Genomic DNA, 14,114 nt, shown 5'->3' with positions numbered 1-14,114 from the left:
AATCGCGCGGGCTGCAGACGCAGCGGCGCGCGATTGATAAGCGGGTCTATACTTTCTGACATACCCATCCGTCAGGGAGTCCGACATGCCTTACAGCGTTATTCCTCCGTATATTCTGCGAAACATCATCGATAACTGTTCCGGCGCACAGCAGGATTACGCGCGGCGCACCCTCACTCACGTGCAACAGCTGATGGCGGAACATCCTCATACCGCCAGCGCAGCCAGCACCGCGCAGCCCGGCAGTGTTTTGCGTGCTATCTACGATGCGGGTAATACGCAAAATCTGCCCGGCACCCTGATCCGTGAGGAAGGCCAGCCCGGTAACGGTGACGTCGCCGCCGACGAAGCGTGGAACTATCTCGGCATCACCTATGATTTCTACTGGCAGATCTATCAGCGCAACTCGCTGGACAACAAAGGCCTGAAACTGGATGGCACCGTGCATTACGGCAGGGAATACCAGAACGCCTTCTGGAATGGCCAGCAGATGGTATTTGGCGACGGCGACGGTGAGATCTTCAATCGCTTTACCATTGCCATCGATGTGGTCGCGCACGAGCTGACGCACGGCGTGACCGAAACCGAAGCCGGGCTGATTTACTTCCAGCAGGCAGGTGCGCTCAACGAATCGATGTCCGATGTGTTCGGCTCGCTGGTGAAGCAGTATCACCTTAAGCAAAGCGCCGACCAGGCCGACTGGATCATCGGCGAAGGGCTGCTGGCGGCGGGTATTAAGGGCAGTGGCCTGCGCTCGATGTCTGCGCCCGGTACCGCCTATGACGATCCGCTGCTTGGCAAAGATCCGCAGCCTGCCGATATGGATCACTATATCGACACGCGCGAAGACAACGGCGGCGTACATCTTAACTCCGGCATTCCCAATCGCGCCTTCTATCTGGCAGCGACCGCGCTGGGCGGCTTTGCCTGGGAACGGGCCGGTCAGGCATGGTACGACACGCTATGCGATAAGGAATTGCCGCAGGATGCCGACTTCAGCACCTTTGCGCGCTTTACCGTACAGCATGCCGCAAAACGTTTTGATAATACGGTGGCACAGGCGATCCAGTCCGCGTGGCACGAGGTAGGTGTAAGGTGAATATTCAGCTGACCGATGACGCCATCATTGAGCTGGCGCGTGAAGGCGGCATTGCATTTATCCCCGGCCTGCGCAGCGAGCGGCGATTTGCGCTGGCGCAGCTGCCGGAACCGCAGAAGCAGCGCGTGTGCAACGTGCTGGAGCAGGCGCTGCCGCTCGGCGAACCGGAGGAACAGGCCGCCAGCATCGGGCGCGGCGACCAGCGCTATTTCCGCATCCAGATAAGCTATGCGACCCACCGCGAAGCCGGAACGATTGTGATCCTGATTCCGGAAAACGTTGCGCCTCCTGAACTGCAGGCGCTGTGGCGCGATGGCGAAGAATAACTTAGACAGTTCCCACAGCATCGCCGTAACTAACTGACTATACTGGATAACGTGGCTAGCTAGTCCACATCAAAGAAAATACCCTTAGATGAGGTCTCTGCTATGACACAAACCAAGCAACGAGGCGGTGCCGGGAACTTTGCAGAGGACCCGGAGCGCGCCAGGGAAGCCGGTAGCGCGGGCGGCAAAGTCAGTGGGGGCAATTTCAGGAACGATCCTGAGAGAGCCAGGGAAGCTGGAAGAAAAGGAGGTCAAAAAAGCCGTCGCCCCTCTAAGCAGAAGTAAGTAAGGATCCTTACAGGAAGGAGTACGCCACGGACGGTTAATAAAAAAGGCCGACATCATGATGTCGGCCTTTCTTTTACTGCGGCTTACTTGCTGGCGGGCAGCGCGTAAGCAATCACGTAATCACCGCGATCCGGCGACTGACGCGCACCGCCTGCGGAGATCAGGATGTACTGTTTGCCGGTTTTCGGCGAAACATAGCTGATCGGTCCGCCCTGGCTGCCCACCGGCAGACGTGCTTTCCACACTTCTTTACCGGTTGAGCTGTCGAAGGCGCGCAGGTAGTAATCCTGGGTGCCGGCAATAAATACCAGACCGCCCTGCGTTGCCAGCGTACCGCCCAGCGTCGGCATACCGACCGGCATCTGCGCATGCATTTTGATACCAAACGGACCAGTATCCTGCACCGTACCCACCGGCACCTGCCACACAATCTGACGGGTCTTCATGTCGATGGCCGACAGCGTACCGAACGGCGGTGCCTGACACGGAATGCCCAGCGGCGACATGAAGCGGTTTTTGTTTACTGCGTACGGCGTGCCTTTCAGCGGTACCGCACCCATGCCGGTGTTGATGGCTTCACCGCCGTTGCTGGCAGCCGATTTGGTGGTGTCCTGCGGAATCATCTGCACCCACAGGCCAAGGCGCATATCGTTGACGAACATGTACTGGTTGTTCGGATCGAACGAGATGCTGCCCCAGTTCATGCCACCGAGCGAGCCCGGGAAGCTGAGCGAAACATCGGTGTCCGGCACGGTGAACAGGCCGTCATAACGCATGCCTTTAAAAGCAATACGGCAAGCCAGCTGGTCAAACGGCGTAGCACCCCACATGTCTGACTCGGTCAGTTTCTGATTGCCAATGTTTGGCATTTCTACCGAGTGCGGCTGAGTTTTGGTGTACTGCTCGTTCGGGATATGGCCCTGCGGCATCGGCAGCTCTTCAACTTTGGTTAAAGGCTTGCCGGTCAGGCGATCCAGCACCCAGATCATGCCGGTTTTCCCGCCGATCACCACCGCAGGTTTGGTGGTGCCGTCCTTCATCGGGAAGTCCACCAGGCTCGGCTGCATTGGCAGGTCGAAGTCCCACAGGTCATTGTGGACCGTCTGATACACCCACTTCTCTTTACCGGTGGTGGCATCCAGCGCCAGCACCGACGCGCCATATTTGTGATCCAGCGCGGTACGGTTGGCACCCCACAGGTCCACCGACGAGCTGCCCATCGGCAGGAACACGGTGTTCATCGCCGGGTCGTAAGAGATTGGCGCCCATGAGTTTGGCGTGCTGCGGGTGTAATCTTTACCCGGCATCAGCACGGCATTCGGATCTTCATTGCCCGGGTCAAACGCCCAGCGCATCTGGCCGGTGATGACGTCGAAGCCACGCAGAACGCCGCCAGGCATGTCTGTCTGTACGTTATCCGCAACGCGACCGCCTACCACGACCGTGGTGCCCGCCACCTGTGGCGGCGAGGTCAGCTGATACTGCGGGTCCGGCGCGCTGCCGAGACCTTGCTTCAGATCGACCACACCGTGGTTACCGAAGTTTTCACACAGTTCACCGTTATCGGCGTTGATGGCAATCAGACGCGCATCGATGGTGTTCATCAGGATGCGACGCTGGCAGCTATCGCCCGTCGCCAGCGTTACCGCTGGCACCGGCGTGGAGCCCGGCTGCGTTGGCTGCTGTACCGGTTTGGTGGCATCAAAGTACGCCAGACCACGGCAGCGGTTCCACACCTGCGCCTGCGCATTGATTTCGCGCTTCCAGATCTGCTTACCGCTGTCGGCTTCCACCGCAATCACGTTGTTGTGCGGCGTACACAGATACAGGGTATTACCCACCTGCAGTGGCGTTTCCTGATCTTCTGCACCGTTACCGGTCGGGCTGATCGGCGTGTCGCCGGTATGGAACGTCCAGGCAACCTGCAAGTCTTTCACGTTGTCGCGGGTAATCTGGTCGATAGCAGCAAAACGGTCACCCTGCGGCGTACGGCCGTAGCTGCTCCAGTCCTGCTGCGGTTTGCTTTTATCTACCGGGATCAGCGGCAGTTGCTTGCCGGTGAAGGCCACGGTCGGATGCGGCTGGAACATCTGGACAAAGGTGACCACCATACCAACGGCAATCACCGCTGACAGCGCATATGAAAGCTTCGCCAGCGAGGCCTTGCCTTCACGCTTACGCAGCGCCGGCCAGGTAATAAATGCCAGCACCATCAGGCCGGCCGGCACCATCAGGCGCGACACCAGCGGCCAGAACTGCCAGCCAGCATCGTACAGCGCCCAAATCAGCGTGCCGGCGAAGACCAGAATGAACAGCGTAACCGCCGAGGATTTACGGCGAAAGAACTGAATCGCCGACAGTAACATGACGATACCGGCAATGAGGAAGTACCAGCTGCCGCCCAGGGCCACCAGTTTACCGCCACCGATCGCGAAGAACAGGCCGATCGCCAGCAGGACCAGCCCGAATAACACGGACCAGAGACTCAACCCTTTACCGGGACGAGCGGAATTTTCTGCCATAACACAAACTCTCCTGAAAAAATAACGCGTGGCGGCCGGAATGCGGGAGCAGCCGGTCAATGTCTTCCTGACTGAGCAGGGACAGGAAGTTATCCGTTACGCTTTATTTTATATCTGTTGGTACGGGAGCTACGCCCGTTATGCAGCGCTTGTGAGCGAGGCCGCAGGATCAACATCCGCTGGCATTCGCGACAAGGCGGGCATGATTGTACCATCCGGTACAATTAAAAGTGAACATCCATAACGCGGTAGTTACTGGGCAATAGCATTTTTGCTACAAACGCAGCGCGAAGCGAGCAGCCAGCGCCACTTCGCGCTATCGCAAACCCTCATTCGATGACGTCTTCCGGGCGATAATGCACGCGCCTGCTGGAGATCAGGCCGTGACCGTGGGTACAGAAATAATCTATGGCACCGCACGCCTTCAGCACCTGCAGCGGCTGCTGGCAGTCGGGACAGCAGGCCAGCGCGGGGAAATGACGCTGGCAGTGCGGGCAGTCGAAGCGTTGTTCGCTGTAAGTGAGCGGTTGCTGACAGTGAGGGCATGGGGTGAGCATGATGACTCCGGAATCGTGGCTGAGGATCGTGATAAAACCGGATGTTACGCCAAAAAAAGAGGGCCCATCCGGGCCCTCATCATGTTTAGCGTTTGTTTTTCTTCAGATGCGATATCAGACGCTTACGCTTACGCTGCTGGGTTGGCGTCAGCAGGTTACGTTTGCCCGCATACGGGTTATCGCCCTCTTTAAACTGGATGCGAATCGGCGTTCCCATCACGTTCAGCGAGCGGCGGAAGTAGTTCATCAGATAACGCTTGTAGGAATCCGGCAGATCCTTCACCTGATTACCGTGAATCACCACAATCGGCGGGTTATAACCACCGGCATGCGCGTATTTGAGTTTCACGCGGCGGCCACGCACCAGAGGCGGCTGATGGTCGTCAGCAGCCATGTTCATGATACGCGTCAGCATGGAGGTATTTACGCGCTTGGTCGAGCAGTCGTACGCTTCGGTCACGGATTCAAACAGGTTGCCCACGCCGCTGCCGTGCAGTGCCGAGATAAAGTGCACGCGCGCGAAGTCGATAAAGCCGAGACGGAAGTCCAGCGTCTCTTTCACTTCATCTTTAATCTCCTGCGACAGGCCATCCCACTTGTTGACCACAATCACCAGTGAGCGCCCACTATTCAGGATAAAGCCGAGCAGCGACAGGTCCTGATCGGAAATGCCCGCACGCGCGTCAATCACCAGCATCACCACGTTGGCATCTTCAATCGCCTGCAGCGTTTTGATGACGGAGAATTTTTCCACCGTATCAGTGATTTTGCCGCGCTTACGCACGCCCGCGGTATCAATCAGAATGTACTCGCGGTCATCACGCTCCATCGGAATGTAGATGCTGTCGCGCGTGGTGCCCGGCATGTCGTACACCACCACACGGTCTTCACCGAGGATACGGTTGGTGAGCGTTGACTTACCTACGTTCGGACGCCCGACAATCGCCAGTTTGATCGGCAGACCGGTCGGATCGAAGGCTTCTTCCTCTTCTTCCTCCAGCGCTTCACCGTTCTCTTCGGCGGCTAACGCGGCCCAGTAGGCTTCGTTTTCGTCCTCTTCGCTGACTTCCCGCGGCGCGATGTCATCCATCCACGGCAGCAGCGCGGTTTCCAGCAGGCTGGTGACGCCACGACCGTGCGACGCGGCAATCGGGTGAATCTCACCCAGGCCGAGCGCGTAGAAGTCCAGCACCGCAGCATCCGGATCGAGACCATCAGTTTTGTTGGCAACGAGGAACGTCGCTTTATCGCGCGAACGCAGATGATTGGCGATCTGCTGATCCGCCGGCATGACGCCAGCACGCGCATCAACTAAAAACAGCACCACATCGGCCTCTTCAATCGCCAGCAGCGACTGTTCCGCCATGCGGTTTTCCACGCCTTCCTCGGTGCCATCAATACCGCCGGTATCGATAACAATAAATTCGCGCCCTTCCACTTCGGCGCGACCATATTTGCGATCGCGAGTCAGTCCAGGGAAATCGGCCACTAACGCATCACGTGTGCGCGTTAAGCGGTTAAATAGCGTGGATTTCCCCACATTGGGACGCCCAACCAGCGCGACCACAGGTACCATAACACTTGCCTCAGTTTTAAAAATAAATCGCCCGAATGGCGTGATTATAACGGCATTTGCCGTCAGGTTCAGGCCGCAGGCGCCAAGAATATCATGCCTGACTAAAAACAGAACGGCCCCTGACGAATCAGGAGCCGTATCAATGCGTGCGAAACGCTGCCCGTCGGGCCATCGCCTTAACGGGTGATGGCGTAGACCTCACCGCCTTTCGCCTGGATCAGCAGCTTGTCACCGGCCACGACTGGCTCGGTCTGGAAGCCGTCGCTGTCCAGTTTCTGCTGCGCCACAAAGCGGCCGTCCAGGGTGTTGATCCAGTGCACATAGCCTTCGCTATCGGCGACCACCAGGTAACCGTTGAACAGCACCGGAGACGTCAGGTTACGGTGCAGCAGATCGCTCTGACGCCAGATCGCCACGCCGCCATCGGCGTTGAGCGCAATCACGCGGTCATCCTGATCCACCAGATAGATGCGACCGGCATCGACGATCAAATCTTTGACGCCGCCGATTTCACGCTTCCACAGAATCTGACCGGAACGCAGATCCAGCGCCGTCAGGTTACCGTTGTAGGCCAGCGCATAGACCACGCCATTGACGATCACCGGCGTGGTGTCGACATCGTTAAGACGATCGATCTCGGTCGCGCCGCTTGGCTGGGAGATACGCTGCTGCCAGATCAGCTGACCCTGGTTCATGATCACCGCGCTAACGCGGCCGTTATCACCGCCAACAATCGCGCCGCCGAACGCTACTGCCGGCGCCGATTCACCGCGCAGCGACAGCGCTGGCATATCCAGATTCACGCTCCATTTCACCGCGCCGCTGCTCTGATCGAGCCCCTGCAGCATACCGTTGCTGGTGTGAATCAGCACCAGACCATCGCTGACCACCGGACGCGACAGCGCTTCACCGGCCACTTTGGTCTGCCAGGCAATGCTGCCGTCGCTGCTGTTCAGGGCAAATACCTGCCCCCGCTCGCTACCGATGTAGAGGCGATCGCCATTGGCCGTAATACCGCCAGACAGCAGTGCTGAAATGTTTTTCGAGAAGAAGCCGGTCTTCTCAGAGAGGTTCACTTTCCACTTCTCTTTGCCGTTGCTGGCGTCGAGCGCTTTCACGATACCGAAGCGGTCGGCGGCATACACGGTGCCGTCCTGCCAGGCGGGATGCAGATTGGAGTAGAAATCACCCACGCCGTCACCGACCGAGGTGCTCCACGCGGTTTCCGGCGTGAACTGGTTTTCAACCTTCGGCAGCGGGGCCATTTTCACTACATCTTCTTCGCCGCTGAACAGCGAGCAACCGCTGAGCAGAGTGACTGACATCAGCCCTGGCAGCAGGTATTTACGTAATTCCATGTGCGCTCTCTTGACTGGCTTAACTTAAGTTATTCATCTTCATCTGCAGCATCTGCTTCAGCGCAGGAGAAGCCTGCGATTCCGCACCTTTGCTCCAGGCATCACGGGCGCCCTGCTTATCGCCTTTGCTCAGCAGTGCTTCGCCACGAATGTCCGCCACAATGGCTGTCCAGCCATCACCCTTCACATTGTTCAGGGTAGTAAGGGCGGCATCGGCCTGATTTTGCTGCAGTTGAATGCGTGCCAGACGCAGGTTGATCACCGCCTGCAGATTGGCATCTTTGGTGTCTTTCAGCCCGCTCTGTAACAGCGTGATGGCTTTGTCTAACTGATTGGCGGCAACGTACTGTTTAGCCAGATCCAGCGCGGCCAGCGCACCGTAGGTGTTGTTGTTCTCGCTGGCGAAGCTGGCGACCGCTTCCAGCGTCTGCGGCTTGTCTGCCTGCATGGCGCTGGTCAGCTGCTGATACTGCGCCGACGCGGCTTTGTCCGCTCCTTCCTGATGGCTGCTCCAGAAACGCCAGCCACCCAGTGCAGCAATACCGACGATAACCCCGACCGCCAGCGCTTTGCCATTATTGGCAAAGAAGCGACGCAGCGCATCAACCTGTTCGTTTTCGTTGCTGTAAACTTCCACGCAATCCCTCTCCTTAAAATGCCTGTTGCAGTGCTGCGCTTACTGCAGCAGCGTGTGCAGCGTCGCGGCGGCGTCGCTCTGCGCCAGCGTCTGCTGATCGCCGGTGCGCAGGTCTTTAATCACCACCTGGCCCGCTTTCACTTCGTCTTCGCCCAGCACCAGCGCAATGCGTGCGCCCCACTTGTCTGCACGGGCAAACTGCTTTTTGAAGTTACCGCCGCCGAAGTTGGTCATCAGCTTCAGCGCCGGGTCGGCATCACGCAGTTTTTCCGCCAGTTGCATCGCGGCGGACTGCACGCCCTGCCCCGAAGCGATAACATAGACATCAACAATGCGCGTCGGTTCAAATTCCGGATTCACCGCCTGCACCAGCAGCACCAGACGCTCGAGCCCCATGGCAAAACCGACCGCCGGCGTCGCGCGGCCGCCCAGTTGCTCCACCAGACCATCATAGCGACCGCCGCCGCACACGGTGCCCTGCGAGCCGAGGCTGCTGGTCACCCATTCGAACACGGTGCGGTTGTAGTAATCGAGGCCGCGCACCAGGCGCTGATTGATGCGGTATTTGATGCCGGCATCGTCGAGAAGCGCGCACAGGCCGCTGAAGTGTTCACGTGACTCCTCGTCGAGGAATTCACCCAGCGTCGGCGCGTCGTTAAGCAGCGTCTGAATATCCGGATTTTTGCTGTCCAGCACGCGCAGCGGATTGGTATACATGCGGCGTTTGCAATCTTCGTCCAGCACCTCTTTATGCTGTTCGAGGAAGGCCACCAGCGCGCTGCGGTAGTTGGCGCGCGCGTCCAGTGAACCGATGGAGTTCAGCTCCAGCTCAACGTGGTCAGCAATACCCAGCGCTTTCCACCAGCGATGGGTCAGCATGATCAGCTCGGCGTCCACGTCCGGCCCCTGCAGGCCAAACACTTCCACACCCATCTGGTGAAACTGGCGATAGCGCCCCTTCTGCGGACGCTCGTAGCGGAACATCGGACCGATGTACCACAGGCGCTGCTCCTGATTGTACAGCAGACCATGTTCGATACCGGCGCGCACGCAGCCTGCGGTGCCTTCCGGACGCAGCGTCAGGCTTTCGCCGTTGCGGTCTTCAAAGGTGTACATTTCTTTTTCAACCACGTCGGTGACTTCACCGATCGCGCGGCTGAACAGGGGGGTTTGCTCGACGATTGGCAGACGGATTTCACTGTAGCCGTAGCTGGCCAGCACCTGCTTCAGGGTGCCCTCAATACGCTGCCAGATGGCGGTATCTGCCGGCAGGTAATCGTTCATCCCGCGAATCGCTTGAATATTCTTCGCCACGTTAGAATCTCTTAATACAAAAAAACCTGTCCGGCATCATACCTTATGAGGATGAAACCGCACAGGTTCAATCACAACTGGCGTGCGCCGGGCGCACACCGTCCTTTATTTTTCCAGCTGCTGCACGTTGATGCGGCGGCTCTCGTCCAGCATGGTGGCTTTTGCACGGATGCGCGCTTCCAGCTGATCGATCATGTCATTGTTGTCGAGGCGATCGCGCTGACGCACGCCATCTTCGTAGAAACCGCTCTTCTTGTTGCCGCCGGTGACGCCGAGCGTCGAGACCGTGGCTTCGCCGGGACCGTTCACCACGCAGCCAATGATCGAGACGTCCATCGGCGTGATGATGTCTTCCAGCCGCTCTTCCAGCGCGTTCACCGTGCCAATGACGTCAAACTCCTGGCGCGAACAGGTCGGGCAGGCGATGAAGTTGATGCCGCGTGAGCGGATGCGCAGTGATTTCAGGATGTCGTAGCCGACTTTAACCTCTTCAACCGGGTCAGCGGCCAGCGAAATGCGCAGCGTATCGCCAATCCCTTCCGCCAGCAGCAGACCAAGGCCGATCGCTGATTTCACCGCTCCCGCACGCGCGCCACCGGCTTCTGTGATGCCAAGGTGCAACGGCTGATCGATGGCTTTTGCCAGCAGACGGTAAGATTCCACCGCCAGGAACACATCGGAGGCTTTGACGCTCACTTTGAATTGGTCAAAGTTGAGGCGATCGAGGTGATCAACATGACGCATCGCGGATTCGAGCAGCGCCTGCGGCGTTGGCTCACCGTATTTTTCCTGCAGATCTTTTTCCAGCGAACCGGCGTTAACGCCGATACGAATCGGAATATTGTGGTCACGGGCGCAATCCACTACCTGGCGAATACGCTCGTTGTTACCGATGTTGCCCGGGTTAATGCGCAGGCAATCGACGCCGTACTCGGCCACTTTCAGGGCGATGCGGTAGTCAAAGTGAATGTCCGCTACCAGCGGCACGTTGACCTGTTGCTTAATCAGTTTGAAGGCTTCCGCCGCATCCATGGTGGGTACGGACACACGCACGATATCCACGCCGACGCGCTCCAGCTGACGGATCTGATTCACCGTGGCTTCGACGTCCGTGGTACGGGTGTTGGTCATTGACTGAACGGCGATAGGCGCGCCATCGCCAACCGGCACCTTGCCGACGTAAATACGTGTAGATTTGCGACGGATAATGGGTGCTTCGTTATGCATATTCTCTCTCCACAATTACCCGGAAAGCGCGCTGCGCGTTATTGCGCACCCAGCGTCAGACGGGCAACCTGGTTATTACGGATAAAACGACTTAAATCAACGGGCTGATTCTGATATTGCACGTCAACCGCACCCGGAGCGCCAATTTTCAGACGATACGGAGCGGTGCCGGACAGGCTGAGTTTACCGCCGCTACGTTGCAATCCGCTGAACAGCTTCTTACCGGTCGCATCGGTGACTTCCAGCCAGCAGTCAGCTTTGAAGTTCATCACCACGGCGTTAGGGTCGCCCGCAGGCTGGCTGACGGCAGCGGTACCGGTTGGCATTGAGCCTGCCGGCACGCTGTTGGCCGGCGCCGGTGAGGTGGCCGCTGGCGGTGCGTTATCAATCGGCGCCTGGCTCGGCGACACCACCGCGTTGTCGCTGCTGGTTGCCATGTTGCTGCTGGTCGCTGCTGGCGCACTGCTGGTACTGCCAGCGTTGTCTGGCGTGCTGACCGCACCGGCACCGGTGTCGATCGGCGTACCGGCCGCGTTAGTGTCGCTGTCGGTAGTGCTGTCCGTGCTGTTGTCACCCAGCGGAATCGACTGGCTGTTGTCGCTGCTGCTGCCGTTCTGGTCAGCCATCGACACCAGATCCGCCTGTGAGGCTTTATGGTTCTGCCACCACCAGGCGCCGGTCAGGCCGACCACCACAAAAATCACCAGCCAGGTGAAGATCATCAACCAGCCGTCACGCTTTTTACGACGCTTACCCAGTGAGAAGCTCTGCATCGGCTCAATTTTCGCCGCACGCACCGGAGCCTGCTTTGCCATCATCGGCAGCAGATCATTTTCAGGTACATGCACCAGACGCGCATAAGAGCGAATGTAGCCGCGCAGGAAGGTCGAGGCCAAATCCGCCGGGGATTTATCCTCTTCAATATCACGCACGGTAGAAAGTTTCAGGCACAGGCGCTCAGCGACGTTTTGCTGGGTCAGCCCCATCTGCTCACGGGCCAGACGCAGGCGTTCACCTGTGGAATGTACTGCAGAATTCTCTTGAGTGGCTTCAGTATTCATTAGCTAAATAACGCTGGTACTGTATCGATTGTGGAAAACTTCGCGCCAACTGGTCGCCATAACGTGTAACGTCAGCAGCGTTTCCCTGTTGCGCGGCGAAACGTATCTGTAACCCCAGACTCTCTGCCGTTGCCGGCAAATGCTGATGGTAAACTTCTAAAAGCAGCGGCACTGAAGCCCACTGCTGCTGTTCAAGCCGTCGTTCCACTTCCGTCAGCAGCATACTGCCCTGCTCCGGTGCGGCATCCAGCGCGAGATCGAACTGCTGGCGCGCGGCGCGATCCTCTCCCGCCTGCAGGTAACAATAGCCCGAAAACAGCAGGGCATCCTGAGCGGCGTCGCTGTGCTGCGCTTCAGTTGCCAGCTTAAACTGTTGATGCGCTTCGTCATACTGCCTCAAACCGCAGAGAAACGCACCGTAATTGTTAGCCACATAACCATTCAGCGGCGCTAACTGCTGCGCGCGCTGGTAGTAATGGCGCGTCCGGGCATTATTCTGCTGTGCCTGCGCGACGCGCGCAAGCGCCAGCGGCACCCGGTAATCGCGCGGCGCGGCCTGCTGCGCGCGCAGCAAATTGCGCTGCGCCGCGGCATAATCCTTCACCGCCAGATAGTGCAATCCCAGCTGCAGCCGGATATCAGCCGCGCCGTGCCGCGCCGGTGCTTCGACACACCCGGTTACAACAAAGCCGGCCAGCAGCGCGGCGGGTAATCCTTTACGCATCTCAGTCTCTCCCTGTCAGTTCAGCGCAGAGACTGCCATGCCTGACGCCCGATGCGTAGCAGCGGGCGCGATCTTTCAGAGCGCCTTCACAGAGATGGCTTCACCGGCCATTTTTTTACGCAGCGTACGCTTGGTGCGGTCGATAACATCGCCGGCCAGCTGACCACAGGCGGCATCAATGTCGTCGCCGCGCGTTTTACGCACGATGGTGGTGAAACCGTACTCCATCAGCACTTTGGAGAAGCGGTCAATACGGCTGTTCGAGCTGCGGCCATACGGCGCGCCCGGGAAGGGGTTCCACGGAATCAGGTTGATCTTGCACGGCGTCTCTTTCAGCAGCGCCGCCAGCTCATGCGCATGTTCGGTGCTGTCGTTGACGTGATCCAGCATCACGTACTCAATCGTCACGCGGCCCTGATTAGCGTTGGATTTGCCAATGTAGCGCTTCACCGCCGCCAGGAAAGCTTCGATGTTGTACTTTTTGTTGATTGGCACGATGTCATCGCGGATGGTGTCATTCGGTGCGTGCAGCGAAATCGCCAGCGCCACGTCGATCATATCGCCGAGCTTGTCCAGCGCCGGCACTACGCCCGAGGTCGACAGCGTCACGCGACGTTTGGAGAGGCCGAAACCGAAGTCATCCAGCATGATCTCCATCGCCGGCACCACGTTGGTGAGGTTAAGCAGCGGCTCGCCCATGCCCATCATGACCACGTTGGTGATCGGACGCTGGCCGGTCACTTTAGCGGCACCGATAATTTTTGCCGCGCGCCATACCTGACCGATGATTTCAGACACGCGCAGGTTACGGTTAAAGCCCTGCTGCGCGGTCGAACAGAATTTACACTCCAGCGCACAGCCTACCTGCGAGGAGACGCACAGCGTGGCGCGGTCGGCTTCCGGGATATACACGGTTTCCACCAGCTGATCGCCGACACGAATCGCCCACTTGATGGTGCCATCGCTGGAGCGCATCTCTTCCGCCACTTCCGGCGCACGAATTTCAGCGCGCTGCATCAGCTTGCCACGCAGCACTTTATTGATGTCTGTCATCTGCTCGAAATCATCGCAGCAGTAGTGGTACATCCACTTCATGACCTGATCGGCACGGAACGGTTTTTCGCCCATCTCAACAAAGAATTCGCGCATCTGCTGACGGTTAAGATCCAGCAGGTTAATTTTTTCGTTTTTCGGGGAAACAACCACGGGGGAAGCGGACGACGGCGTCACAATCTGTTCGGACATAATGTTCTCTGGCCTCGTTGTTACACGTTACGGCTCTGGTTAAGAATAGGAAAAAAACAGCGCCCTCGCTGAGCTAGGCTCAACAAGGGCGCATAATTGTACTACATCTGCTGCGTGATGCCAGGGGAACGTCTTAGCCACCGGTTACAAGGTGTAAAGACGCCTGTCCGCATCCGCTAC

The 14,114-nt window shown here is 58.3% G+C and carries 13 protein-coding genes; 3 read left to right on the top strand and 10 right to left on the bottom strand.

Translation table 11 applies throughout. The features are described from left to right. The first annotated feature begins 85 nt into the window (after positions 1-85). The 3 genes from C1Y42_RS18310 (at position 86) to C1Y42_RS18300 (ending at position 1,710) form a co-directional block, all read left to right on the top strand. A complete protein-coding gene (locus C1Y42_RS18310; RefSeq protein WP_058770846.1) occupies positions 86-1,099 on the top strand; it encodes a M4 family metallopeptidase in 1,014 nt (337 codons plus the stop codon). Further along, the gene (locus C1Y42_RS18305; RefSeq protein ID WP_021314501.1) at positions 1,096-1,425 is read left to right on the top strand and encodes a protealysin inhibitor emfourin; all 330 of its coding nucleotides are present in this window, start codon (positions 1,096-1,098) and stop codon (positions 1,423-1,425) included. Before C1Y42_RS18310 ends, C1Y42_RS18305 begins: the two co-directional genes overlap by 4 nt. Positions 1,426-1,527: 102 nt before the next feature. Further along, positions 1,528-1,710 carry a general stress protein gene (locus C1Y42_RS18300; RefSeq protein WP_071813581.1) on the top strand — a complete coding sequence of 61 codons (183 nt, stop codon included), beginning with the start codon at positions 1,528-1,530 and terminating at the stop codon, positions 1,708-1,710. 86 nt (positions 1,711-1,796) lie between these two features. Here the strand turns inward: C1Y42_RS18300 and C1Y42_RS18295 are convergent, their stop codons facing one another. The 10 genes from C1Y42_RS18295 to C1Y42_RS18250 form a co-directional block, all read right to left on the bottom strand. Beyond that, complete coding sequence (locus C1Y42_RS18295; protein WP_104094084.1) at positions 1,797-4,235, bottom strand: glucose/quinate/shikimate family membrane-bound PQQ-dependent dehydrogenase; 2,439 nt, start codon at positions 4,233-4,235, stop codon at positions 1,797-1,799. Between the two features lie 329 nt (positions 4,236-4,564). Beyond that, on the bottom strand, positions 4,565-4,792 hold the full coding sequence (locus tag C1Y42_RS18290) for a zinc ribbon domain-containing protein (protein ID WP_104094083.1): 228 nt from the start codon (positions 4,790-4,792) through the stop codon (positions 4,565-4,567). Positions 4,793-4,877: 85 nt separating this feature from the next. Then, positions 4,878-6,368: a ribosome biogenesis GTPase Der gene (der, locus tag C1Y42_RS18285; protein ID WP_021506563.1), complete on the bottom strand. Its 1,491-nt coding sequence runs from the start codon at positions 6,366-6,368 to the stop codon at positions 4,878-4,880. Between the two features lie 176 nt (positions 6,369-6,544). Then, a complete protein-coding gene (bamB, locus tag C1Y42_RS18280; protein WP_058758300.1) occupies positions 6,545-7,726 on the bottom strand; it encodes an outer membrane protein assembly factor BamB in 1,182 nt (393 codons plus the stop codon). Between the two features lie 19 nt (positions 7,727-7,745). Further along, positions 7,746-8,363 (bottom strand): YfgM family protein, encoded by a 618-nt coding sequence (locus tag C1Y42_RS18275; protein ID WP_021506561.1) that lies wholly within the window; start codon positions 8,361-8,363, stop codon positions 7,746-7,748. A 39-nt stretch (positions 8,364-8,402) separates the two neighbouring features. Further along, positions 8,403-9,677, bottom strand: a complete 1,275-nt coding sequence (hisS, locus tag C1Y42_RS18270; RefSeq protein ID WP_031279395.1) for a histidine--tRNA ligase — start codon at positions 9,675-9,677, stop codon at positions 8,403-8,405. 105 nt (positions 9,678-9,782) lie between these two features. Continuing rightward, on the bottom strand, positions 9,783-10,904 hold the full coding sequence (ispG, locus tag C1Y42_RS18265) for a flavodoxin-dependent (E)-4-hydroxy-3-methylbut-2-enyl-diphosphate synthase (protein ID WP_021506559.1): 1,122 nt from the start codon (positions 10,902-10,904) through the stop codon (positions 9,783-9,785). A gap of 38 nt (positions 10,905-10,942) precedes the next feature. Further along, positions 10,943-11,965, bottom strand: coding sequence for a cytoskeleton protein RodZ (gene rodZ / locus C1Y42_RS18260; protein WP_104094082.1), 1,023 nt, complete (start codon positions 11,963-11,965; stop codon positions 10,943-10,945). Continuing rightward, complete coding sequence (gene pilW / locus C1Y42_RS18255; protein ID WP_058758297.1) at positions 11,955-12,689, bottom strand: type IV pilus biogenesis/stability protein PilW; 735 nt, start codon at positions 12,687-12,689, stop codon at positions 11,955-11,957. The genes rodZ and pilW overlap by 11 nt, the downstream gene beginning before the upstream one ends. Positions 12,690-12,764: 75 nt before the next feature. Continuing rightward, a complete protein-coding gene (locus C1Y42_RS18250) occupies positions 12,765-13,934 on the bottom strand; it encodes a bifunctional tRNA (adenosine(37)-C2)-methyltransferase TrmG/ribosomal RNA large subunit methyltransferase RlmN (protein ID WP_021506556.1) in 1,170 nt (389 codons plus the stop codon). Positions 13,935-14,114: the final 180 nt, after the last annotated feature.

Origin of the sequence: Pantoea sp. ICBG 985, from assembly GCF_002928365.1 — a bacterium.
Taxonomy (GTDB): domain Bacteria; phylum Pseudomonadota; class Gammaproteobacteria; order Enterobacterales; family Enterobacteriaceae; genus Pantoea; species Pantoea dispersa.
This window is presented reverse-complemented; position numbering and strand designations above follow the sequence as displayed.

Excerpts from the sequence above, each read along its gene's own strand:
- C1Y42_RS18310 (WP_058770846.1), top strand. The coding sequence starts at position 86 with ATGCCTTACAGCGTTATTCCTCCGTATATTCTGCGAAACATCATCGAT.
- C1Y42_RS18300 (WP_071813581.1), top strand. The coding sequence starts at position 1,528 with ATGACACAAACCAAGCAACGAGGCGGTGCCGGGAACTTTGCAGAGGAC.
- C1Y42_RS18295 (WP_104094084.1), bottom strand. The coding sequence starts at position 4,235 with ATGGCAGAAAATTCCGCTCGTCCCGGTAAAGGGTTGAGTCTCTGGTCC.
- C1Y42_RS18290 (WP_104094083.1), bottom strand. The coding sequence starts at position 4,792 with ATGCTCACCCCATGCCCTCACTGTCAGCAACCGCTCACTTACAGCGAA.
- der (WP_021506563.1), bottom strand. The coding sequence starts at position 6,368 with ATGGTACCTGTGGTCGCGCTGGTTGGGCGTCCCAATGTGGGGAAATCC.
- bamB (WP_058758300.1), bottom strand. The coding sequence starts at position 7,726 with ATGGAATTACGTAAATACCTGCTGCCAGGGCTGATGTCAGTCACTCTG.
- ispG (WP_021506559.1), bottom strand. The coding sequence starts at position 10,904 with ATGCATAACGAAGCACCCATTATCCGTCGCAAATCTACACGTATTTAC.
- rodZ (WP_104094082.1), bottom strand. The coding sequence starts at position 11,965 with ATGAATACTGAAGCCACTCAAGAGAATTCTGCAGTACATTCCACAGGT.
- pilW (WP_058758297.1), bottom strand. The coding sequence starts at position 12,689 with ATGCGTAAAGGATTACCCGCCGCGCTGCTGGCCGGCTTTGTTGTAACC.
- C1Y42_RS18250 (WP_021506556.1), bottom strand. The coding sequence starts at position 13,934 with ATGTCCGAACAGATTGTGACGCCGTCGTCCGCTTCCCCCGTGGTTGTT.